This is a genomic window from Clostridium sp. 001, from assembly GCF_019056555.1.
Classification (GTDB): Bacteria; Bacillota; Clostridia; order Clostridiales; family Clostridiaceae; genus Clostridium_B; species Clostridium_B ragsdalei.
On the sequence record NZ_CP020473.1, the window covers coordinates 1,889,389 to 1,915,372 of the forward strand.

Consider the following 25,984-nt stretch of genomic DNA (forward strand, 5'->3'; position numbering starts at 1 on the left):
TGTAAAAATATCCGGAGTATAAGTTGATTTTTCGTTTAGAAACTCTATTGAGATTCTATTTTACAACACATTGTTCTAGTATAAATTTATTTATTACATGTGCCACTCCATTTTGCTCATTAGTTTTTGTAATATAATCTGCAGCTCTTTTTGCTTCGGGAAAAGCATTTTCCATAGCTACACCCAGCCCTGCATATTTTATCATATGAATATCATTTCCTGCATCGCCTATGCATATTATTTCATTCCTACTTATATTTAGCTTCTCCTTTAAAACTTGTATACCGAATCCTTTGTTTACATTTTTGTTTATAAACTCTAAAAAATATGGTTCACTTCTAAGTACAGTATATTTCTCATATACTGTTTTAGGTAAATTTTCTATGGCCCTTGAAAGCTTTGCTTCCTCATCTACAAACATAACTTTTACTATAGGTACATAATCAGGAATTTCGTTCAAATCTAATATTTTAAGCTGCATCTTATTTAAAGAAGATTCCAATTTACTATATTTATTTAGCTTAGCTGCAGCACAAAAATCAAAAGTAAGGGTATGAATATTTACACCTAATTCCTTACTTAAGCTATATAAGTATTCTAAATCTTCATGCTTAAGTAAATTTTCACTTATAACTTCAGCATTATTGTTTTTTTGAACTACTGCTCCATTAAAGGCTACAGAATAATCTCCTTCTGAAGTCAATTTCAATTGTTTTAAATACTTTTCAATTCCCTTTAAAGGCCTTCCAGTAGCTAGTACAATTTTTATTCCAAGCTCTTTAGCCTTTTGAATAGCATTGTAATTTTCCTCTGAAATGCTTTTGTCATCTCTAAGCAAAGTACCATCCATATCAATTCCTACTAGTTTATACATAAATCCCCTCCATATATAGGTGCTATCTTATACCATTAAATAATATCTCATAATAATTATATCATTTACAAAAAATAAGTTTAAATCGTAAAATACCTTATATTAACCCATAAGCATTAGAATTAAACGTTTAAATTTTACAGACAACACAAGTTGACATTAATATATAATAAAGTTAAAATCAGTGATGAAACTAATAAAAAAAGAGGAGAGAAAAGGTAGTGGCAGACTTAAAAAAAGAGATAGAAAAAAGAAGAACTTTTGCAATAATATCTCACCCAGATGCAGGTAAAACAACTCTTACTGAAAAACTGTTATTATACGGGGGCGCCATAAGACTTGCTGGTTCTGTTAAGGCAAGAAAGGCTTCAAAACACGCAGTATCTGATTGGATGGAAATAGAAAAACAAAGAGGTATTTCTGTAACATCATCAGTAATGCAATTTAACTATAATAATTTTTGTATAAATATATTAGATACACCAGGCCATCAGGATTTTAGTGAAGATACATATAGAACTTTAATGGCAGCAGATAGTGCAGTAATGGTAATAGATGCAGCAAAGGGAGTTGAAGCACAGACTAAAAAACTGTTTAATGTATGCAGTTTACGTGGAATTCCCATATTTACATTTATAAATAAAATGGATAGAGAAAGTAAGGATCCTTTTGAATTAATGGATGACCTAGAAAATGTTTTAGGAATAAAATCCTACCCAATGAATTGGCCTATAGGATCCGGTAAAGACTTCAAGGGAATATATGATAGGGAAAAAAGTCTAATAGAAGTATTTAATGGCGGAAATCATGGTCAAACAGCAGTAGAATCCATAGAAGGCTCTGTAGATGACAATGTTTTTAAAGACTTATTAGGTGAAGCTTTACATGAAAAACTAAAAGACGATATAGAACTTTTGGATATTGCAGGAGACCAATTTGACATAAAAAAAGTTAGAGAAGGTTCACTTACTCCTGTATTTTTTGGAAGTGCCCTCACCAATTTCGGGGTAGAACCTTTTTTAAAGGAATTTTTAAATTTAACTACACCACCCCTACCAAGGAACTCAGACATTGGGGAAATAGATCCTTTTAGTGATGATTTTTCTGCTTTTATATTTAAAATACAGGCAAATATGAATCCTGCACATAGGGATAGAATTGCCTTTATGAGAATATGTTCAGGTAAATTTAAAAAGGGTATGGAAGTATTCCATTTTCAGGGAGGAAATAAAGTAAGGCTTTCTCAGCCCCAGCAGTTTCTAGCTCAAGATAGGGAAATAGTAGAAGAAGCTTATGCAGGGGATATACTAGGTGTATTTGATCCTGGAATTTATAATATAGGAGATACATTATGTCCTACGAATAAAAAATTAAAATTTGAAAGCATCCCGGTGTTTGCCCCAGAACATTTCGCCAGAGTAAAAACCATAGATACCATGAAAAGAAAACAATTTATAAAAGGTATAAGTGAGATTTCAGAAGAAGGTGCAATTCAAGTATTTAAGCAGTTAAATATAGGAATTGAGGAAATCATCATAGGTGTGGTTGGTGTTCTTCAGTTTGAAGTGCTAGAGTACAGAATGAAAAATGAATATAATGTAGATATAAAAGTCGACATGCTTCCTTATAGAGCTATAAGGTGGATAGAAAGCTCTACTTCAAAGGTAGAAGACCTTATTTTAACAAGCGATACTAAAAAAGTAAAAGACCTAAAAGGAAGAGACCTTTTAATATTTCAAAGTGAGTGGTCTATTAGTTGGGCACTTGAACACAATAAAGGCCTTGAGCTATCAGATATAGGTAAAACAGAATAAAATAATAAGCCAGCTTCAATTCTCTACTGAATTGAAGCTGGCTATTTTCTTTGTAAAAATTTTATTTACTTTGAAACAGGAATAAATCCTATCTTTTTCTGCATTTTTCTAAGTACCTTGCTTGATACATAATAAGCCTTTTCTGCACCTTTTTTATATATGTCCTCTAGATATTTTTTATCTTGAAGGAACTCATTGACTTTATCCTGTATTGGCTTTAGCTCACCTATTAAAGCTTCTGCCGTATCATTTTTAAATTCAGCATAACCTTTGTCTTCATATTTTTTCTCTATTTCCTCATGGCTCATTCCAGTTACAGCACTCATTATATTTATAAGATTTTTAACTCCTGGTTGGTCATCATTATATTTTACTTTTCCAATACTGTCAGTAACACACCTATTTATCTTTCTTTTTATATCTTCTGGTTTATCCATAATAAGTATGTAGCTGTTAGGATTATCTGATGACTTAGACATTTTCTTTGTAGGATCTTGTAAATCCATTATTTTAGCTCCATCCTCTGGTATGTATGCTTCTGGCATAGTAAATGTAGGACTATATAGATTGTTAAACCTCTCTGCTATATCTCTAGTTAATTCTACATGCTGTGTTTGATCCTTACCTACAGGAACAAGGTCTGCATTATAAATCAATATATCTGCTGCCATAAGTACAGGGTAGTTTAAAAGTCCTGCACTTATAGAACCACCATTTTCATATTTTTTAGATTTACTCTTGTACTGAGTCATTCTTTCCAATTCTCCTACATAAGTAAAACAATTTAAAAGCCATGCTGCTTCACAGTGAGTAGGAACATGAGATTGAATAAATATAGTATTTTTTTCTGGATCTATGCCTGCTGCTAAATATATTGCAAGCACTTCCAGGGTTCTTCTTCTCAAATCTTTTGGTTCCTGCCTTACAGTTATTGCATGTAAATCTACTACACAAAAATAACAATCATATTTGTCTTGAAGTTTTACCCAATTTTTTAAAGCTCCAAAATAATTTCCTATAGTTAAATTTCCTGAAGGTTGAATGCCACTAAATATTACTTTTTTCTTTTCTTCCATGATTATTGCCTCCCTTTAAGCATTTATAAAAAAAATCCCTATGATATAAAAATCATAGGGCGTATTTACCGCTGTACCACCTAAATTCAAAAAGATAAAGTTACATCTTTTTCTCATATGGATTACAAAACATCCTGCCTTTATAACGTAAGACTTACGGTTAAAACTACTAATTTAATTCATTTTTCTCCTCAAGAATCCATTCAATTCAAGCATAATTACTGTAATTTCACCTCATACAGCTCTCTAAAAATCTGTTTTTAAATTTACTTGCTTTCTTTCAAAGGATTTAAACTATATCGAATATTATCATATATTCTACTATAAACCCGTAAAAAATGCTATGGAAATTTTTTCCTAGGTTATATATATACTTTTACTTCATGCTCGCCCTCTCTTAAAAAAGGTATTGTATCTTGTGGTACCTTGTTTCCATCTAACCATATTCCCTTTTCATTGTCTTTTAAAACCTGTATATTGTAAATACATTTTTCTCTCGTGTATTTCATACTAAAACCATTCCAACTATCTGGTATACAAGGAGAAACTGTAAATCCTAATTTTTCTTTGAATTGCATTCCAAGTATTGACTCTATTCCAGCTCTATACATCCATCCTGCCGCACCTGTATACCAGCTCCATCCTCCTCTTCCAGTATGAGGCTCAACTGCATATACATCTGCTGCCATAACATAAGGTTCCACTTTATAAACCTGACAATTTAAATATGTGTTACTATGGTTTATAGGATTTATCATAGAAAATGCACTGTATGCCTTATTGTTATATCCCATTTTAGCTAGTGCTAAAATTGACCATATAGCAGCGTGGGTATACTGGCCTCCATTTTCCCTGACGCCAGGCACATATCCTTTAATATAACCTGGTTCTAAATTAGATTTATCAAAAGCCGGACTTAAAAGCAATATAATTCCCTTATCTCTTCTTATGAGATTTCTTTCCAGGGCCTCCATAGCTTCTTTTGCTCTAGACTCTTTTGCTGCACCTGATATAACAGCCCAAGATTGAGAAATGGAATCAATTTGACACTCTTCATTCATTGCAGAACCAAGTGGAGTTCCATCATCAAAATATGCTCTTCTATACCAGCCGCCATCCCATGCATTTTCCTCTATGTTTTCCCTTATAAATTCTTTTAGCTCTGAGTATTTATTTGAACTTTCCACGTCTCCTTCAAATGTACATATAGGTATGAATTTATCCAGTATATTATATAAAAACCATCCAAGCCATACGCTTTCTCCCTGTCCTTTATTTCCTACAGTGCTCATACCATCATTCCAATCTCCAGAACCAATAAGCGGTATATTGTGACTTCCAAATTTAAGGGATTTTTCAATTGCTCTTATGCAATGTTCATATATGGTTCCGCTCTTTTCTGACACATTTGATATATTATATCTTTCATCTTCTCCATCTTGAAGATCAGTGTCTTCCAAATACAAAGCTTTTTCAGACAATATGCTGTAATCACCTGTATTTTGTATATAGTCTTCTACTACATAAGGAAGCCAAAGCAAATCGTCGGAAAATCTAGTTCTAATTCCACTTTCAACAAATGGATGCCACCAATGCTGTACATCTCCCTCAAGATACTGTCTTGAAGCGCTGTATATTATATGTTTTCTAGTTTCAGATGGATCTATATAGCAAACAGCCATTACATCTTGAAGCTGGTCTCTAAATCCATAGGCACCTCCGGATTGGTAAAAAGCTGTTCTTGCCCAGTATCTGCAAGATATAACCTGATACATAAGCCAGCCATTCAACATTATATTCATAGATTCATCTGGAGTATCCACTTGTATAGTTCCAAACAACTTTGACCAATACTCCTGAACCTTTTCTAATTCCATATATGCATTTTTTATACTACTATATTTTTCAACTACCCTTCTTACTTCTTCAGAGCTATCTTCTTCTCCAAATAAAATTAGTACCTCTTCTTCTGAATTTGTATCCAGTTCTACTTTTACATTCTCAGCTAAACAAGGATCAAATCCTGCACCTACTTTGTTAGAGAATTGCTGAAATTCCAGTGCTCTAGGTTTAGATATATCTCCTCCCCTACCTATGAATTCCTTTCTACTAGCAGTATAGGAAAGTTCTTCTCCTCCTAAAATTTTCATGTAACATATTCCTTGATTAAAGTGCTCACTATATGGATTTTTAGCATATATATATTCCGATTTCTTATTAAATCCTGTACATATATACTGTGCTGTCTGCTCATGGCAAACTCCCAATACTAATTTTGCATAATAAGTTATTGAAATCTTTCTTCTCTTTCCACTTATATTCTTTAGCTTTATTTTGAACACTTTTACGCTTTCATCCATATCAGCAAAAACATCCATTTCACCTACTATTCCATTAGCCTCATGTTTAAAATTGGAATACCCAAATCCATGTTCTATTACATATTGTCCCGAATCTCTTATAGGTTCGGGAGATATACTCCATATCTGTCCTGTAATCTCGTCTCTTAAATATATACTTTCAGACTCCCCATCCATAACTGGGTCATTTGACCAGGTTGTAAGTTTATTTTCCCTACTATTTTTATTCCATGTATAAGAAGTACCACTTTCAGAAATATGAAATCCAAACTTTTTATTTGAAATTACATTTATCCATGGAACCGGGGTATGATTATAATCTTTTAGCACTATAGTATAAGATTTTCCTTCTGAAGAAAATCCACCTACCTCATTAAAATACTGAAGCTCTGGAAGTTGAAAATGATAAGAAGATTTGTTTTCAAAGGCTAGCTTTGTACTTTCGCCAATCTTCTCCATACTACCACCTTCTGGTAAATACATACTATCTTCAACCTGCTCAAACAGTTCTCCCTTATCTCCATCTATTACAAATTTAGATATGCCTATAAGGAGTTCTATATCTTCTTTCTTCATGTTATCTTTATTATATAAAAATACTGCCCCATCTATATTTTTCTTATATCTTGAAGCTTTAGAATTCACAGCATCCCCTAACTTATTTTGAAGAGACTGCATATATGAGCTATCTTGTAAATTTATAAAAACTAAATCTACCGACAACCCTTTCCACATCCAATACTCATGTGCACTTAAAAGCTGTCTTACAAGTGACATATGATTGTCATTCCTTATAATGGCAAGTACTATAGGTAAATCACCTGAAATTCCATAAGGCCATAAAGCAGACTGCCCTTTTTTTATATTCATAATGTATTCTTTTCTTTGCTCAAGAGAGCTATTTAAGAATAAAATCCTCGAGGCCATTTTTTGATATATATTTATTTGATTGGATTTTATACCTAAATACTTCATTTCCATCTGAGATTCTGTCCATGACAGTTTAAATACTCTATTTACATTAAACATATCCCTATACTTATTTCCAATTTCAATTGCCTTTTCTCTGGAGCTTGTAATTCCAGTAGTATAAGCTACCTTACATGTTTTCCCTGGGTCTACGGCTATTCTTACTCTAATGCTTATTACAGGATCAATTACAGCTCCTACGGACTTAGTAAGCTGCACATCATTATCCATTGCCCTTGGGTTTCTTAGATTTCTATTTCTTCCTATAAACTTCATCCTGCTGGTCTCATACTGGATAGAACCTAATTGTTCTCCTTCCACTGCTATAGTCTGCACTAACCATGGCCTTTTTTCATCTTTTTTTCTAGGCCTCCTACTTGCAAGCAAACATAAAGGATTGTGTATAAATTCAGTCTCTATAAATAATTTTTGGAATGCAGGATGAACTAAGTCCGCATTATAAGGTGACAAGGTTACTTCCATATAACTGGTTATTTCAACTTCTCTCCTCTTTTCACCTGTATTTGTAATAGAAATTCTTCTCACTTCACCTTCTTCTTCTTGGCACACAGTAACTTCTGTATAAGTTCTTAAGTTTCCATCTTTTCTTCTAAATTCTGATTTATCAGGCGAAAATACTACTTCATAGTTCTCTCCTTCATATTCACAAGGTTCATAAGTAGCACTCCAATATTCATTTGAATTTATATTTTTTATATAAAAAAACATTCCCGTATCATCTTTTGTTGCATCCTCACGCCATCTATAAATTGTCATGTTCCCTCTTTTACTATATCCGCTGCCACTATTGGTTATCATCATAGAATAATTGTTGCTAGAAATTATATTCACCACTGGTATTTCTGTACATGCTCCCGTAAACTTCCTGGCAATTACATTTTCATTTTTTACTATAGGTTTTTCATTTACACTATGTTCTTCATGATTATAGATTATATTATTAGGAATTTTCTCCTGAAGTAAAAGTTCTGCGGATTTTACCTTAGGGATTTTATGAAATCTTTCCTGAAGTACATTTTCCATAAGCACATTATCCAGTGACATAAAACTCATTCCCTGATGATGTATCATAAAACACTTTACCAGAGCACACTTTTGATTTCTTGCAAGTCTTTCCTTGGTATAATCTATAGCTTCATAAAATCCATATCTGCCCTCAGCATTAGATTTTATAAGATCTTTTATGTTACAAAATGCACTTTTAAAATCAACCTGAAGAGCCATTAAGGATGCATAAGGTGCAATTACCAATTCGTTAATAAGTCCCCTTTTTAATCCAGCTGCTGGTATTCCAAAAGCCTTATACTGATATATAGAATTTATGTCAAAGTCATAGTAAGCAGATTCTGAAATTCCCCAGGGAATCCTTCTTTTTTCACCATATTTTTTTTGGGCTTTAACCACATATTCATAGGTTTCACTTAACAAGGTATTAGGGAAGCTTTTCATAATTATAAGGGGCATTAAATATTCAAACATAGTTCCAGACCAAGAAACTAATGCCTTTCCACCTCCCATAGAAGCCATGGCCCTACCAAGATTAAACCAGTGATTTTGTTTAATCTCACCTTTAGCTATGGATACAAAACTAGCCTGCCTTGCCTCAGATGCTAGAAGGTCATAATAATTTTTGCCAATAGTATCTTTTTCAACATCATATCCTATAGCAAAAAGCTGTCTTTTTTTACTATAAAGCATACTAAAATTATGATCTTCATCAATGCTTTTCAATTTTCCTATTATATTTTTTACATTAGATATGAAGTTACATAAATTTAATTTACTGTCCAATAATAATTTTTTCAAATCATCTTTACGTCTATTTTCTTCTTCTGAAAAATCTTTTTTATTATCTTTATCTATAAAATTAATCAATTTATCAAAAACTTCTGGAACCTTTTTTAAAGGAATTTTAGTTGCCAATTCGTTTAATTTACCCCTAAAATCATGAAATTCGTCATTTTCCTTTATGAAATAAATCCAGGGGAAAAATTCACTTAATTCATCCGTAAGTTTACAGGTCATATTTTTAACTTTCTCATTCCAATATAAGTTCTTACCAATCCCTATGAATTTGATACATTCTCTATTTAAATCCCTCAAGAAACTTTCTAAGGAAAATATATTTAAATTATCCTTAGAAAGTTTATCTATAAAACTATCATAAGCATATTCAATTTTAGAATTACTATATAATTCATTTTGCGCTAGCTTCAAAGTATCCTTAAATCCATCTGGCAAATTTTTATTTATTATAGGATAGCTCAAATATTCTTCCAGTGATTCTTCTGTAAGCCACATATATGCCACTAAATTTCCGCTATCAACTGTAGATATAAATCTAGGCTTTAGAGGGACTTTATTTTTTATGTCATACCAATTATAAAAATGTCCCCTATACCTTTCTAAAGACTCCATATTGGATATTATATGTTGGAGTCTATATATGAGCTCTTTTATGCCTATATATCCTAAGTCGTAAGCAACTATATTGGATGAAATTCCCATGGCCATATTAGTAGGAGAAGTTCTGTAGGCTACTCCCTTATAAGGTTCTTCCTGATAATTGTCCGGAGAAAGCCAATTACTTTCAGGTGATATAAAATCTTCAAAATAAGCCCAAGTTTTTCTTCCCAATCTTCTCAATATATCTTTTTCTTCCTTGTGAATCTCTTCCTCAGTATTTTTTCTTTCATTGCTTATGTTAAACGCAATCCATGGTGAAAAAATCCAGATTATACAGGAAGGTATTACCAAAACAGCATCTTCTACAGAGCTTCTAAAACCCAAAAAAGCTACAATAATACCTAATGCACTGCCTATCCACATAGATCTTAAATAACTTTCCAATCCCTTTTTACAAGTGGCCTCTGCATCTGCTGCAGTCTGCCATTGAAGTAAATTTTTTTTACTTATAAAAAGCCTGTAAAGAGTTCTAATTATAGCATCTAACATCAAATATGCCTGATAAGGTAGAAAACTTAGTATTAGAAAAAATTGTTCTACTACAGTCTTAAAATTACTTATTTTACCTGAAAGTCCATTTCCCTTTATAGGAGAAACTACTGTTTCAGATACATCAAAAAGTATAGGTGAAAGTATTGAAACAAAAGCTACTACCAAAAAATCATTTAAATTTTTAAATAATGTCATAGACATTATAATTAACACCATTATGGAGGGTGCTATAATGCTTCTTCTTAAGTTATCTATTATCTTCCACTTTGATAACCTATTTAAAGAACTTTTTTTTAATAACCAGGGAAGGAGCTGCCAGTCTCCTCTTACCCACCTATGAAGTCTTTTACAACTTGTATTATAGTAAGCAGGATATCCATCTACAAGTTCTATATCAGTCACAAGAGCGGCTCTTGCATAAGATCCTTCTAAAAGATCATGGCTTAATACAGAATTTTCGGGTATTTCACCTTTTAAAACGCTGTTAAATACATCTACATCATAAATGCCTTTACCCGTAAATATACCTTCGTCAAATAAATCTTCATACACATCAGAAATGGCATTTGTATATACGTCTATTCCTGTTTCACCTGAAAATATGCTGGAATGGATCGTTTTATTTGCACTTAATACACTGACGCTTACTCTAGGCTGCATAATGCCGTGTCCTCTTATTACTTTTTTACCATCACTATTCAGATAAGGTATGTTTAGTGGATGAGCCATAGCTCCTATGAGGAATCTAGCTGTATCTTTAGGCAATTTAGTATCTGCATCCAAAGTTATAACATACTTTACATCATATAAATTTTTTATGTCGCCACTTATAACATCATAACTTGTATTATCATTTTCCCTTATAAGAGAGTTGAACTCCATAAGCTTTCCACGTTTTCTTTCCCATCCAATCCACTTTCCCTCTTTCTCATTATATTTTCTAAATCTGCTTAAAAAATAGAATTTATCTTTTCCCTTTGCAGAATATTTCTTATTTAATTTTTCTATTTCACTTAAAGCTGTATCTACTATTAATTTATCATCTTTCTTTTCTCTTTCAAAACCATCCTTAAAATCCCCCAATAGTGCAAAATACAAATTTTTTTCTTCATTTGCGAGATAATAGACCTCCATATCGCCTATCAGTTTTTTAACCTGCTTACTATCGTTTATAATAGCAGGTATTACTACTACCGTACTGAACTTTTCAGGTACACCATCTCTAAATTCGATTTTAGGTATAAACCTTGGTTTTACAAGTTTATTTACACTCCAGTTGAATATGGATATAAATATATCGCTTAAAGGTATAAAGAGCACAATTGCTCCTAATATATATTTCCACAAAGGTAAGTTCTCTACATAAAAATTTATACCACTTATGAGCGCATCTAGAAAAATAGTTCCAAACACAATACTACCTATATAGAAGTTAACTGTTATTTTATTTTGAACTTTGTAATGCAAATTTTTATATTCTCTTGTACTGTTTTTTATCTTTTTCTCAAGACAGCTTATACCCTTATCGATTAAATAATACCCTACATGTTTTTCGTATTCTTTTCCACAAGCTTCTTTTGCACACTCTATAGCTTTCTTGGCTATAAAAGATTCAGGTATGTTTATATTTTTAGACATTTTCTCTATTCTATGTCTATAATAGTCCTTAGACTTAAAATCCATTTCACTGTAAATTCCTGAAGGATCCATTTTCAATATTTCTTCTACATAGGACAATCTTTCAAAGTTTTCTTTCCAGTTCAATGCAGATATTTCTACCATTCCACTTATAGAATTTTCCATAGAAATCTGGCATACACCCTGCTTTTGATGATTTATATTTACCATCCTTTTAACACTGCTATCTTCTTTATCTAACTCCTCGTCTATCCATTTGTATATTTCAGCATTTCCTATAAAATTATCCCTTAATGTTTTAATGAATCCTTCTGTAAAATGGGGCGTAAATTTAATATTTTTATCCTTTAACTTATGAATTATTTCATTCTCATTCTCTTTAGAATTTATAATATCCTCTGCTTCACTTTTTGCCCTCTTTCTTTCTTTTTGCATAAATACCATACGATCAGTTATATTACTTATATTTTGAATCAAAGCTATCCTTATCATTATAGGTATTGCCCAGAGTTCTCCACTTTTTAATATTGTGTTTTCCTGATATGCATTTATGAATGTTTCTATGGTATCTTCTTTTACAGTTCCTTGAGTTTTCGATAACATTTCCCTAGCAATGTAGTATATTCTAGGGAAACCCTTCATAGTGCCTTCAGTCATTACAGGGAGATTTTTATAATATTTTTCAGACATATTATTTTTTATATCTTTGTATTCCTTTTTTACCAAATACAAGTTATCTAAAAGCCATTCGGCGCAGGATACTATTTCCTCTCTATTTTTAATTTCCTCATCAAAAAAATTGTATCCAGCTAAAATCCTTCCGTAACTTTTATCCAAACTCTTTATTAATTGCTTTTTGCAGCTTTTTCTTTGAACTGCAGATGGAACAGTTGATATTTCTCTAGCATATTTCTTTAATTCTTCTCTATCAACAATTAGTGTAGAAATATCCTCTCCTACATTTTCATTTCCACAATCAACCTTATTGAGTTTGCTATAAGTCATCATGAGTAATAAAATTATCCCTATACCTATAATGCATACAATGTAAAGCATAAAAAATCCATCCTTTCCTGTGAAAAAGAATTTTGCTTTGATTATTGTTCCCAATAAAAGCACAAAATATTAATTCACACTCAGGATGGATTTAAATTATAACATTATTTCATTTTCTATTAGATCATCAAAGCTTTGCCTTTTAGCAATTAGCCTTGCCTTTCCTTCCTTTACTAAAACTGCTGCAGGTTTGGGAATCTTATTATAATTACTAGACATAGAATATCCATAAGCTCCTGTGGTAAACACAGCTAATATGTCACCGCTTTTGCTTTCCGGGAGCTCCACATCTTTTATCAATATGTCTCCCGATTCGCAAGATTTTCCAGCTATAGTAACTGTTTCTTTTGCACCATCATTTACTCTATTTGCTAGAACACACTCGTATTTTGCACCATATAAAGCCGGCCTTATATTGTCCGCCATGCCTCCATCTACAGATACATATTTTCTTACGTCTGGAATATTCTTTATAGACCCTACGGTATAAAGAGTTGTTCCCGCATTACCAATTATAGACCTTCCAGGTTCTATCACAAGAGTAGGAAGTTTTAAATCAAGCTCTTTAGCTTTTTCCCTTGCCTTTTGAAGTATAATACTGCAAAAATCTTCTACAGATTTAGGCTTATCCCCTTCAGTATAGTATATTCCAAATCCTCCACCAAGGTCTAATTCCTCTACTTCACAGCCCAATTCATCTTTTATTTTTTTAACTAAACTTAACATAATTTCAACTTCGTCTTCATAAGGTTTGGTTTCAAATATTTGAGAACCTATATGACAGTGGATTCCAACAAATTTTAAATTAGGAAAATCAACTGCACTTTTTATTATATTCATAACCTCATTATTTAACATGGTAAATCCAAATTTAGAATCTATTTGACCAGTTTTTATATAGTCATGGGTATGAGCTTCTATTCCTGGTGTCACTCTAAGGAGTATTTCTTGTATTTTACCATATTTCTTTGCTGTAGAATTTATCTTTTCCATCTCATAGAAATTATCTACTACAAACTTACCTACTCCCAGTTTTACTCCCATATCTATTTCATCTAAAGTTTTATTATTTCCATGAAAATAGACCTTTTCCATAGGAAAGCCGCTTTTTAGTGCAGTATACAATTCTCCATCTGATACTACATCCAAATACAATCCCTCACTGTTTATTATCTGACACATAGCCAAAGTTAAAAAGGCTTTACCCGCATAAGTGACCTTATTAGCTTTATCAGCCTCGAAAGATTTGTAATATCTCCTGCACCTATCCCTTACTAATTCTTCATCCATTACATAGAGAGGAGTCTTAAATTCTTTTACTAATTCCCCCGTACTCATCCCACCAATGTATAAAACATTGTTTCTGATTTCCATGCTACCCATCATCTTCACACTGGTTTCCTCCCAAAAGTTTTTAAGTATGCTTTTAATTTCATAAACATACTCCGAATACACGTCAAGATTTATAATAACTATTAATAAATTTTACCCGAATAAAATTATAAATTAAACTCTTTTGCTACTACGTTTATAGTTTTCATTTTATCTTCTTGTTTTATAGCACAAGTAATTCTTATCTCAGATGTAGTTATCATCTTTACACCTATATTGTTTTCTTTAAATAATTTAAGCATCTTTGCAACTACTCCGGAAGTAGTTTTCATTCCTATACCAACTACTGAAAATTTAGTAATGTTTTCATCTATATCAACTTTAGTTTCTTCATTAAAATAGTTTTTTAAAATGGTAAGACAATCTTTTAAATCAACTTTTGGTACAGTAAATGATATATTCACCTTTCCACTTACAGGTGCAGTTTGGCTTATCATATCTACATTTACTCTCTTTTCTGCTATCTTCTCAAATAAATTGGAAATAATGTTTATGTCGTTATCAATATTTGTTAGCGTTATTGCTGCATCTTCATCACTTGTTGCAAGTCCTGTTACTGGTTTACTCTCTAAATTCATACTATCTACCCCCTTAATAACTGTTCCTTTTATATCACTATTGCTTAATCCCACATATACAGGTATATTATACTTTTGAGCTAATTCTATGGATCTAGAATGCATAACTTGAGCACCTAAACTTGAAAGTTCAAGCATTTCCTCATAATCTATTTCATCTAGCTTTTTAGCGTCTTTATATTTTCTAGGATCTACACTGTATATGCCATCTACATCTGTATATATCTCACAACTTCCTTTTAGTTTTACAGCTATTGCAACAGCTGAGGTATCTGACCCTCCTCTTCCTAGAGTAGTTATATCTCCTTTATCATTTACACCCTGGAAACCTGCTGCAATTACAACTTTTCCTTCATCCAAACTTTTCTTTATTTTTTCTCCATTTATATCACATATAAGAGATTTGCCATATTGTCCACTAGTTTTTATGCCAATTTGATAAGCTGTATAACTTACAGCATCACATCCTAAATCTTTGATAGCCATAGCAAGCAGTGCACAGGACATCATTTCGCCAGTAGACAAAAGTGCATCTAATTCTCTCTTATCTGGGGTATCTGTAATTTTTTTGGAAAGGGCTATTAAGTCATCTGTAGTATCTCCCATAGCTGATACTACAACTACTAGACTGTCTCCATTTTCAACCCTACTAACTACCGTCTTTGCTACATTTTTTATCTTCTCTGGAGTTCCTACTGAACTCCCTCCATATTTCTGAACAATAATTGCCATAATACTCCTCCCTAAATTGTTTGTTATCAATGAATCTTATAAAAAAATAGTGCAGTAAAGGGACACAACACCTATACTGCACAAATATGCATGGTCGTGTACCTTTGTAGCTCTCCACTAAAAGTATATCCATTAAATCATATAAAATGAATATGCCTTTTCAATGACAGCTTTGAACATATTATGTACAAAGCCAAAAACAGTTTCGCCAAACTAGTTTTTTCGGCTGCAGCTCCTTTCTTTATTTTTCAACGTCCGCCGACTAAAAATAAATACTGATAGTTACAGCACCTCTACCCTAAGGTAACTAATTTATTAAATTGTTCTAAGTTTATCACAAATATTTAATGATTTCAACTATTTTTTTACTCTAAATCCTTTAGAACCAGATATAACCCTTCCTATGGTAATTATTTTACCGGTTATACAATCCCTGCATTGGGCAGGAGTATCACCTGTACAAATTTTACCTGGATAAAGTGCATAAAGTTTCCTATACACACCTTCTGTTACATTTGGCATAACTACATTAGCTCCACTCTGAAGAGCTATAGTCCTGCCTCTTGGATTCAAAGTTTCCATAGCTGTTGTACCGGGAAGATTAATATCCGGCATAATCAGTCTGCTTATAGCCATAACTTTAAGAGCATTTATGAACGTTCCACCTTTTTCATCTCTTAAAGGCGTATCTGCATTTGGAATAAAAGGCCCTACGCCTACCATATCTGCGTCTATTTCTTTAAAAAATAGTATATCCTCTGCAAGTGACTCAAAAGTTTGACCAGGAAGACCTATAAGGCATCCTGTACCAACTTCATACCCTAACTTTCCAAGATCTTTCAAGCAGCGCTTTCTATTTTCATAACTCATCCCGGGGTCCATTTTTGCATACAATTCCGGATCCGTAGTTTCTATTCTTATTAAATATCTATCTGCTCCAGCTTCTTTAAAAGCTTTATATTCTTCAAAAGTCTTTTCACCTATGCTGAGAGTTACAGCTATGTCCATTTTTTTTATATTTGATATTATGTATTTAAGCCTATCTACAGTATAGTAATCGTCTTCTCCAGACTGCAAAACAACTGTTTTGTAGCCGTATCCTACTGCTTTTTTTGCTAATTCAATTATTTTATCCGGCTCTATTCTATACCTTTTAATATTTTTATTATCACGTCTAAGTCCGCAGTACATGCAATTTCTTTTGCATATATTAGAAAATTCTATCAGCCCTCTTAGATGTACTTCATCCCCCACATATTTTTTTCTTACTCTGTCTGCCGCTTTAAAAAGTTCTTCATTATGCTCGTTACTGTTAAATAATTCAACTATTTCACTTTTATCAAGTGTATGATTCAATTCAGCTTTTTCAATTGATTCTAGTAATTTATCCCCCATAGATCATATCTCCTTTACAAAACACTGAGCTTCAGGATAATTGATTTAAACCTGAAGCTCAGTAAACTTTTAATTAATCGAGGAAGTCTTATACACATATAATTCATGCAGTGCCCTTGTAGTCATTATATATTTTAATGTATTTTCATCTTTTTCACAGGTGTCTATCATTATAACCGCGTCAAATTCTAAACCTTTTGCGAAATAACTTGGAAGTATAACTTCACCGCTGGAATAAATCATATCTTCTCTATCAAGCACATTTATATGAATTTTTGCTTTTATTAAATTACCTATAGCTTCCGTGTCTTTTAAATCCCTGCAAATTATGGCTATACTTTCATAACCTCTTTCTTTTAATTTTACAACATTATCGAGTATTTTGTCCACAAGTTCTTTGGAATTATCTACCCTTTTTTCCACAACTTTTTTTCCACTTCTAACTAGGGGTACGGTTTTATCCCCCTCTAGATATTTATTCGCATAATCAATTATTTCATTTGTGGATCTATAGCTTTTATTTAATGAAAAACGCTTTATCTCTAAATCTGGGAGTATGTTTTCCAATTTTTCTACAGCAGGTGTCTCTTTTGAAAATATAATTTTCTGATTGGTATCTCCTACTATAGTAAAAGATTTACACTTTGTAAGTTCATAAATAACCCGAAACTGTAGTGGGGAATAATCTTGTGCTTCATCTATCACTATATGTCTTACTTCATCTCTATATCTTAACCCTTCCAGCTTTATTTTTAAATATAAAATAGGAGCTAAGTCATCATAAATTAGCAGTTTATTTCCATTAAAATCATTGTATAATGTAATTACATCAGGGTTTTTAAGCCAAATTAACTTATTTTTTTTGATATTAATTACTTCTTTTATTACATCTCTTATATCATTTCGTCTCTTATACTCCAGCTCATTTCCACAATCATTTAGTTCACTTTCCGTTAGACTCTTCACCTTATTTTCATACTCGTTTTGTATAGATATTATTAGCCTGTTTCTTTCATCCCTTATTTTTGAATATATGACTCTTTTTATCCTGGAACTTCTCTTAAACAGAGGCATATCTTTAAAATAATAATTAAGCATCTTATCTATGTCTTCTCCAGATATTATAAGTTTATCGTAAAAAAACACATCCTCTATCTTAAAACAGTCTTTTTCCAAGATGCCAATAAAATTATCTATATCCTGAACATATTGTAAAGAACCCTTATACTTAATTTCTTCAGAAAAATCTTTTTGGTGACTTAATACTTTTTCCATATAATCCTTAAAATCCATTATATAAGGCACATTTAGCATATCCTCTGCAAATTCTCTAAAAGTAGTTTGAGTAACCTTTTCCTCTCCTAAACTTGGAAGTACAAGTGAGATATAATCTATAAATATGCTATTAGGACCTAATATCAGTACCTTTCCTTGAAGAACCTTTCTATAATTGTATAATAAGTAAGCTACTCGATGCAGTGCTATAGTAGTTTTTCCACTTCCTGCTACTCCATTTACTACAATAGCTCCTGTTCTAGGCTGTCTTATTAAATTGTCCTGTTCTTTTTGTATAGTCATTACAATATCTTTTAACTTTTCACCAGCATTTTTGCTAAGTACCATTTGCAGGATTTCATCTTTTACATCTATACTAGAATCAAACATACCTACTAGATTAGATTTTTTTATAATAAACTGTCTCTTAGAAAGTACTTCTGTTTCTACTTCTCCCATAGGAGATGTATATTTTACAGTTCCCAGTTTACCTGCATAAAACAAAGCAGCTACAGGTGATCTCCAGTCAATTACAATAGGTTCGTAACTTTTCCTCCCTGTAACACCAAACCTACCTATGTATATTTCTTCCTCTCCATATTCATCCTGAAATTTTACCTTACCAAAATAAGGTGAATTGCTCAGTATAGTAAGTTCTTTTATACTTTTGTTTACTAGCCTATACTGTTCTTCCTTTTCGTACATTTCATGGTTGAAATATTCTATAACTTTATCTTCATCATCTTCGTACTGTTCCAAATTTTTTTCTCTTAGCTTTAAAATATAATCTATTACTTTTTTTCTAATCCCAATGTATTCTAGAATTTGTACCTCAATTTCCTTTAAGACTTCTTTTAATTTTTCCTTTTCAAGGTTTAGTTCGACTTCTTTCTCCAATTCCTTTTTTAAATCATCTCTATACATATTACTATCTCCATTTCATAAGTTAACCATTAGGCATTTTCAAAGAAATAACCAGTGAGTATTTTAGCCTATTTTCTTTCAAATGCTTTAGAGTAGTTTATAATCAGAGTCTTGTATCCTGAGTTTCCTGTTTTTTGTCATTATATTCTTTTATTATGTCCATAAATTCCTCTCCCATTAGAGTTTCTTTTTCAATTAGACTTTCAGATATCTTTACGAGTAAATTCTTATTATCTTTAATAATACTCTTTGCCTTTTCATGACATTCTTTTATTATTTTTAAGGTTTCATCATCTATAATAGAAGCCGTTTCCGCACTACAATTTTGCACTGGTCTTCCATCCAAATATCTATCCTGCATTGACTCTAAACCCATCATATCAAATCTATCTGTCATTCCATACATAGTCACCATGCTCCTAGCTGTTTCTGTAGCCCTTTCAATATCATTGGATGCACCTGTAGATATACTATTAAGCTCTACTTCTTCTGCAGATCTTCCTCCTAACATAACACATATCTTATCTATCATTTCTTCCTTACTAACAAGATACTTTTCTTCTGTAGGAAGCTGCATAGTATACCCTAGCGCACCCATGGTCCTTGGAACTATAGTTATCTTATGTACAGGATCCGTATGTTTTAATAATGCAGCCACAAGTGCATGACCTACTTCATGAAAAGCAACAGCTCTCTTTTCAGTATCAGATAAAATTCTATCCTTCTTTTCTTTACCAGCCATAACTACTTCTACTGATTCTTCTAAGTCTTCCTGAATTACTTCTTCTCTACCGTTTTTTACTGCCCTTAAAGCAGCTTCATTTATCATATTAGCCAAATCTGCTCCTACAGCTCCAGGAGTCGATTTTGCTATAGAATTTAAATCTATATCTTCTGAAACTTTAACTCCCTTAGTATGAACTTTAAGTATACTTTCCCTTCCCTTTAGATCAGGCCTATCTACTATAACCCTCCTATCAAATCTTCCAGGTCTTAAAAGTGCCTTGTCAAGTACTTCCGGTCTATTGGTAGCTGCTAAAATTACAACTCCTTTAGAAGAATCAAATCCATCCATCTCTGCAAGAAGTTGATTCAAAGTTTGCTCCCTCTCATCATTTCCAGATACGTTGCCACCTCTACTTTTACCTATGGCATCTATTTCATCTATAAATACTATGCAAGGAGCTTTTTCCTGCGCCTGTTTAAATAAATCTCTAACTCTAGATGCCCCCATACCTACAAACATCTCTACAAAAGCAGAACCTGATATAGAGAAAAATGGGACTTTAGCTTCTCCTGCTACAGCCTTTGCAAGAAGAGTTTTTCCTGTTCCAGGGGGTCCTACAAGGAGTGCTCCCTTAGGAAGCTTTGCACCTATTGATACATATTTTTGAGAGTTATGCAAGAAATCAACTATTTCAATCAGAGACTCTTTAGCTTCTTCCTGTCCTGCCACATCATTAAAGTTCACGCCAGTTTCATTTTCCGCATATATTTTAGCAGTATTCTTTCCAAAGGACATAACTCCACTGCCCATTTTTTTATCTAGTCTTCCCATTAAAATACTTCCAAAAAACATAATTATACTTATGGGTAAAATCCAATTTGTAAAAAGGCTTCTCATTAAAGAGCTTTCCTGTGACACACCTTCATACTGGACTTTGGCATCATTTAACTTTTTAATTAAATCCTGATCATCTACCCTTTCAGTATAAAGTATTTTTCCTTTGTGAGCTTTATCCTTATCCTTAGGGGTTATTATTAGCCTATCCTTGGATATTTGTACATTAGATATTTTATTTTGGTTAATATAATTTATAAAATCACTATATTTTATGTGCTCATATTTTAATTGACTAGAGTATTCATTAACTATAAACACAATTATAACAGCTAATAGTGAATAATAAATAACATATTTGAATTTGTTGCCTTTAAATTTTTTGCTATTAAACATATGTAAGCCTCCACTTTATTTCAACTCATAATCTATTTATATTATAGCAATAAATACTATTTTTCCTACTAGTATTTACAAAATATTTTTAAAGTTATTTTTAACCAAATACCTATAATGTTTGCAAGTAACCATTAAGTTTATTCACCAAAAAGAAATACTATCAAAATTTTGATAGTATTTCTAAAAATTAAAGTATTATATTAAACATATTTTAGTATGCTTTTCCCCAATAAACTAATTTATCAGCTTTTTTACCACAGCATACGCAGGTATCTGAAATATGTTCTTGTTCAAATGGAATACACCTTGAAGATGCACCAGTAACTTCTTTAATTTTTTCTTCACATTTAGCGTCTCCACACCACATAGCCTTTACAAAACCTATTTTATTTTCCATTATATCTTTAAACTCTTCCATATTTACAGCATTATTTGTATTGTTTTCTATAAGATTTTTTGCCTTTTCAAACATACCATCATGAATTTTATCTAAAAGATCTGGTATATCCTTCTCTAAGTTATCCATGGATACTATTATCTTTTCTCCACTGTCTCTCCTTACAAGTACAACTTGATTTTTCTCGATATCCTTTGGTCCTACTTCAAGACGTACAGGAACTCCCTTCATCTCATATTCACTAAACTTCCATCCAGCCATTTTATCACTGTCGTCAAGTTTGACTCTTGCAAATTTAGCTATTCTATCTTTTAGCTCATTTGCCTTATCCAGTACTCCTTCTTTATGCTGTGCTATAGGTACTATAATTACCTGAGTAGGAGCTATTCTAGGTGGAACTACGAGTCCATTATCATCACCATGTACCATTATAATTGCTCCTAAAAGACGAGTTGTTACACCCCAGGAAGTCTGGTATACATATTGAAGTTTTCCTTCTTTATCTGAATACTGCATTCCAAAAGATTTTGCAAAGTTCTGTCCTAAGTAATGAGATGTACCAGCCTGAAGTGCCTTTCCATCATGCATAAGTGCTTCTATAGTATATGTAGCTTCTCCTCCTGCAAATTTTTCACTGTCAGTTTTCTGTCCCTTTAATACTGGAATAGCCAGCACTTTTTCACAAAGATCCGAATATACATTCAGCATCCTTGTAGTTTCTTCTTGTGCTTCCTTCTTAGTTTCATGTATAGTATGACCTTCCTGCCATAAAAATTCTGTAGTTCTAAGGAAAGGTCTTGTAGTCTTTTCCCATCTAACTACAGAACACCACTGATTGTAAAGCTTAGGCAGGTCTTTATAAGACTGCACTATCTTAGCATAATGTTCACAAAATAATGTTTCTGATGTTGGACGAACACATAATTTTTCTGTAAGTTCTTCATTACCACCGTGAGTTACCCAGGCAACTTCTGGTGCAAATCCCTCTATATGATCTTTTTCCTTTTGAAGAAGACTTTCAGGAATAAATAAAGGCATATATACATTTTGATGTCCTGTCTCCTTAAATCTCTTGTCTAAATAACTCTGAATATTTTCCCACATAGCATAGGCATAAGGACGTATTATCATACAGCCTCTTACACTTGAATAATCAGCTAATTCTGCTTTTTTTACAATGTCTGTATACCACTGTGCAAAATCTTCATCTCTTGATGTTATTTGTTCTACCATCTTTTTACTCAATTTTAATTACCTCCAAAATTTCAATTTAGTGCAACTAGTTTTTCTTTGAAATATAAAAAAGCCTCCAATCCCAAAAGGGACCGAGGTTACGTCGGCGGTACCACCCTGATTAATATATTTAAAACATTAAACATATTCTCTCAATTATAATTATAACGGCAATTACCGCTGTATCCTAACAGAACTCAAAGGTAGGTTCAAAATGTACATTTAGAAACTTTCACCACCCGTTTCCTCTCTTAAAAAAATATCATTTTTACTAATCCTCTTCTTTGCATATCACTATATTTAGTTAAACTCTTTCTATATAATAGAATATAGGAAATTTATTGTCAATATATTTTTTGAAATTAGGGTTTCTCCAAATATTATGCGTCTAAAAATATTCTTACTTTTTTAAACAGCTGCTGCTATACTTTACCAAATCAAATTTCTAATAAACTAACCAAAAAGCTGCATAATAAAATCAGGAGGTAAATTTATATGAAATTCAAAAAATTTATTGTATTAATTCTTTCTATTTTTTTAATTGGTGCATTTATTCCAAATGTACATGCTTTTTTAGGCAAGCCTTATTATGTAAAAAACTCAAAGATACCGCATCACCTTTATGTAATTTACCAAAATGATCTAACTCCTGTAGAAAAAACTATGATAGTCACCCTTCAGGGAGTAATATCAAATAAGTCAAATTCTCAAATATATACCTTAAATAAAAATCAACCTGATTACAAAATATGGCTGGATGATTTGAAATCAAATTACGGGGTAACCTATACCACAGTAAAAGATCCCTGGTATTTGCTAGATACATTTAAATCACTAGTATCTGGATATGTACTTTACAACAGTTATCCTGAAAAAAACCCTTCCATTAACAACGCCTGCTCTCTTGCAGCGTTAAAAAATTCTATAGTTATAGATAAGTCTATAGAAAATAAGGTTAAAAATACAGGAATTAAAATGCAGGGTGATTGTGTAAACACCGATAAATATTGGGCTTATAATAATTTGTGGAATTCAGGACTAAACCATTCCGTTGTAATTGAGCTGTCTCCAAATAAAAATGCTCCTCTTAGAGATTATGGCATCATGAGTAAATGTCTAGTGTTTTATGAGGATGATCTAAAAGATTTCTCACTAAGGGATAAAGTTTTTGGGTCTATGAAAAAGGACTCTACGTGCCTTGGGTGGGGGCCTGACGAACATGGTAATGTAAGTGCAGCCTCTAAAAATGGAGTAAGTATGGTTCCTGCAGATTGGTCTTACAATTTAACAGTATTAAGTGCCTTTCCATCAGTACCTTTAACACAAAAAAGCAGTGTAAATCCTGATAAAAAACTTTTCTCTCAGCCTATGCACTATGTAACTTTTATAATGTCAGATGGAGATAACCAGCAGTGGAACCTTGGAAGTAATTATGGATCTGAAAAATGGTACGGCTCTCCTAAAAGAGGTAGTTTTAATATGGGATTCAGCATAAGTCCTTCTATGTATGAACTGACACCTACCGTTTTTAAACTATATTATAAAAATGCATCTTCAAATTCTCATCGAGATAACTTTGTAGTATCACCTTCTGGTAATGGTTATATGTACCCTAGTAAGTTTGAGGAAGATTCTTTAAATGCATATCTGAAAAGATTAAACAATTATATGGCAGATGTAGATGAAAGGTATGTGTCAGTTTTGGATGACTGGTCACTTTATGATACTAAATTATGGGATAAATACACTAGTTGTTCAAATGTTGATGGTATATTCTACCTTAATTATAGCAAGCAAAATGACTATAAAGGTAAAATTGTATGGAGCAATGGAAAGCCAGTGGTGTCCTGCAGAGATGTACTCTGGTCTGGACTGGAAGAGGAAGATGCTCTTATAAACAACATAAATAATTATGTTAATAAAGGATACACCAACATATCCAAACCTGAAACCTATACATTTGTGTACGTTCATGCATGGAGTAAATCCATGAAAGACATAGAAAAAGTAGTAAACGAGTTAAATAAAAATCCTAAAGTAAAAGTTGTTCCACCAGATACATTTATGGATATTATGAAAAAGAATCTGCACACATGAGGTTTGTAGCTGAGAAGTTGACTTATACCAGTTCATATGCTGACAAATTTCATCAGACTAAAAACTTTTTATCCGATCGCTACCATTGCTAACACCCCCCATCTTTTATCAAAGTGGGGGGTAAGCACTGCTACGCGCCTGGATAAGTTCTTCTAAGATTCAGCTTGGGAAAGTCATCCTTATAAGCAAACTCCATCTGAACCTAAGAATCACTTGATAAGTCTAAAGTTCCGTATTTTGAAAATCTAAAGAAACTTATATAAACTCATACCTCAGACATATATAAGCTTCTAAGATTTTCTAAAATACCTCACTAAGATTTATAAAAAAAGTTTTTAAGTGTGATTTCAATTTTGTCAGCATTATTTTCAGGTATAAGTTCAGCTTCCACTTACAAACTCTATATAGATTAATCCCATAAAAATTAATAGTTACAGTTGATTTTAAGCTAGAATACCCACATAGAGTTTTCAATTGAAATTTGGAAGCGCTATTTACATACTTATTTTTAAATTATATATTGAAAATTAAGATGAGATTTAATTTTAATAATATCTGCCATTAAAGAATTGTTATAGAAAGCTACTTTACAGAAAAAGTCTCACATCCTCTTTTTAATACTTCTCTATACATATTTTGCATAGCTATGAATTCACCACCAACAAAAAATCCAGTATCGCATATATTTACGTGCTGCACTTTAATAATTGCAGGTATAGTTACATTATTAAATTTAAAGGCAATTGATAACATGTCGCCTTTTTCAAAACTTATATTGGAGATAAAGGCTATTCCATTAATAGAAATATTTACACCTAGCACATCTAAATTTATTTCTTTTAAATTTACGCTTTCAATTTTAAAATTATAGTCATACTTATATCTTTTATTTGCTCTTTTTTCTTTTTTTAATATTGTAGCTTTTTTATCTAAAAAATTTTCTATCACTTACTTTACCCCCATATTAATACTGTTCTTATTGGCAAAATTCATGTTATTTATAAAATTCATGGATTTTATTTAATCTTAGTCTAATTTTTTATTTTATCTATAGCACAAAAATACCATTTTCATTTTAAACAAAAATGGTATTAATTTCAATCAATATTGGGATAATTTGATATAATATACTAAAATTTTATTAATATTGGCAATGGTTGTACAATAATATACTGATATTGTAATAGATTAAAGTAATAGTTGAGAATACTTCATAACATTTATTTACAATTAAA

The 25,984-nt window shown here is 31.9% G+C and carries 12 protein-coding genes, 1 riboswitch and 1 other annotated feature; of the genes, 2 read left to right on the forward strand and 10 right to left on the reverse strand.

Features of this window, described 5'->3' with window-relative positions; all coding sequences use genetic code 11:
• Positions 1–55: 55 nt before the first annotated feature.
• Positions 56–874: a sugar-phosphatase gene (yidA, locus tag B5S50_RS08675; RefSeq protein WP_065078349.1), complete on the reverse strand. Its 819-nt coding sequence runs from the start codon at positions 872–874 to the stop codon at positions 56–58.
• Between the two features lie 221 nt (positions 875–1,095).
• Here yidA and B5S50_RS08680 point away from each other — a divergent pair, with 221 nt between their 5' ends.
• Positions 1,096–2,688: a peptide chain release factor 3 gene (locus B5S50_RS08680; protein WP_065078350.1), complete on the forward strand. Its 1,593-nt coding sequence runs from the start codon at positions 1,096–1,098 to the stop codon at positions 2,686–2,688.
• Positions 2,689–2,753: 65 nt separating this feature from the next.
• Here B5S50_RS08680 and trpS read toward each other — a convergent pair whose 3' ends face one another.
• The 8 genes from trpS to proS form a co-directional block, all read right to left on the reverse strand.
• Positions 2,754–3,764 (reverse strand): tryptophan--tRNA ligase, encoded by a 1,011-nt coding sequence (trpS, locus tag B5S50_RS08685; protein ID WP_065078351.1) that lies wholly within the window; start codon positions 3,762–3,764, stop codon positions 2,754–2,756.
• Positions 3,765–4,126: 362 nt separating this feature from the next.
• Entirely contained in the window at positions 4,127–12,766 is an 8,640-nt protein-coding gene (locus B5S50_RS08690) for a glucoamylase family protein (RefSeq protein ID WP_217303608.1), read from the reverse strand.
• Positions 12,767–12,862: 96 nt separating this feature from the next.
• Complete coding sequence (lysA, locus tag B5S50_RS08695) at positions 12,863–14,158, reverse strand: diaminopimelate decarboxylase (RefSeq protein WP_065078353.1); 1,296 nt, start codon at positions 14,156–14,158, stop codon at positions 12,863–12,865.
• A 107-nt stretch (positions 14,159–14,265) separates the two neighbouring features.
• Positions 14,266–15,468 (reverse strand): aspartate kinase, encoded by a 1,203-nt coding sequence (locus tag B5S50_RS08700; protein ID WP_065078354.1) that lies wholly within the window; start codon positions 15,466–15,468, stop codon positions 14,266–14,268.
• 99 nt (positions 15,469–15,567) lie between these two features.
• Positions 15,568–15,772: riboswitch (Lysine riboswitch) on the reverse strand.
• Positions 15,773–15,825: 53 nt separating this feature from the next.
• Positions 15,826–16,863 (reverse strand): [FeFe] hydrogenase H-cluster radical SAM maturase HydE, encoded by a 1,038-nt coding sequence (gene hydE / locus B5S50_RS08705; RefSeq protein WP_217303609.1) that lies wholly within the window; start codon positions 16,861–16,863, stop codon positions 15,826–15,828.
• A 69-nt stretch (positions 16,864–16,932) separates the two neighbouring features.
• Positions 16,933–19,062, reverse strand: a complete 2,130-nt coding sequence (locus tag B5S50_RS08710; RefSeq protein WP_065078356.1) for a UvrD-helicase domain-containing protein — start codon at positions 19,060–19,062, stop codon at positions 16,933–16,935.
• Positions 19,063–19,165: 103 nt separating this feature from the next.
• Positions 19,166–21,019, reverse strand: a complete 1,854-nt coding sequence (gene ftsH, locus B5S50_RS08715; protein ID WP_217303610.1) for an ATP-dependent zinc metalloprotease FtsH — start codon at positions 21,017–21,019, stop codon at positions 19,166–19,168.
• Positions 21,020–21,233: 214 nt separating this feature from the next.
• Positions 21,234–22,652, reverse strand: a complete 1,419-nt coding sequence (gene proS, locus B5S50_RS08720) for a proline--tRNA ligase (RefSeq protein ID WP_065078569.1) — start codon at positions 22,650–22,652, stop codon at positions 21,234–21,236.
• Between the two features lie 84 nt (positions 22,653–22,736).
• Positions 22,737–22,946, reverse strand: a binding site (T-box leader).
• Between the two features lie 201 nt (positions 22,947–23,147).
• Here proS and B5S50_RS08725 point away from each other — a divergent pair.
• Complete coding sequence (locus B5S50_RS08725; RefSeq protein ID WP_065078358.1) at positions 23,148–24,749, forward strand: GxGYxYP domain-containing protein; 1,602 nt, start codon at positions 23,148–23,150, stop codon at positions 24,747–24,749.
• 582 nt (positions 24,750–25,331) lie between these two features.
• Here B5S50_RS08725 and B5S50_RS08730 read toward each other — a convergent pair.
• On the reverse strand, positions 25,332–25,697 hold the full coding sequence (locus B5S50_RS08730; protein ID WP_217303611.1) for a PilZ domain-containing protein: 366 nt from the start codon (positions 25,695–25,697) through the stop codon (positions 25,332–25,334).
• Positions 25,698–25,984 lie beyond the last annotated feature (287 nt).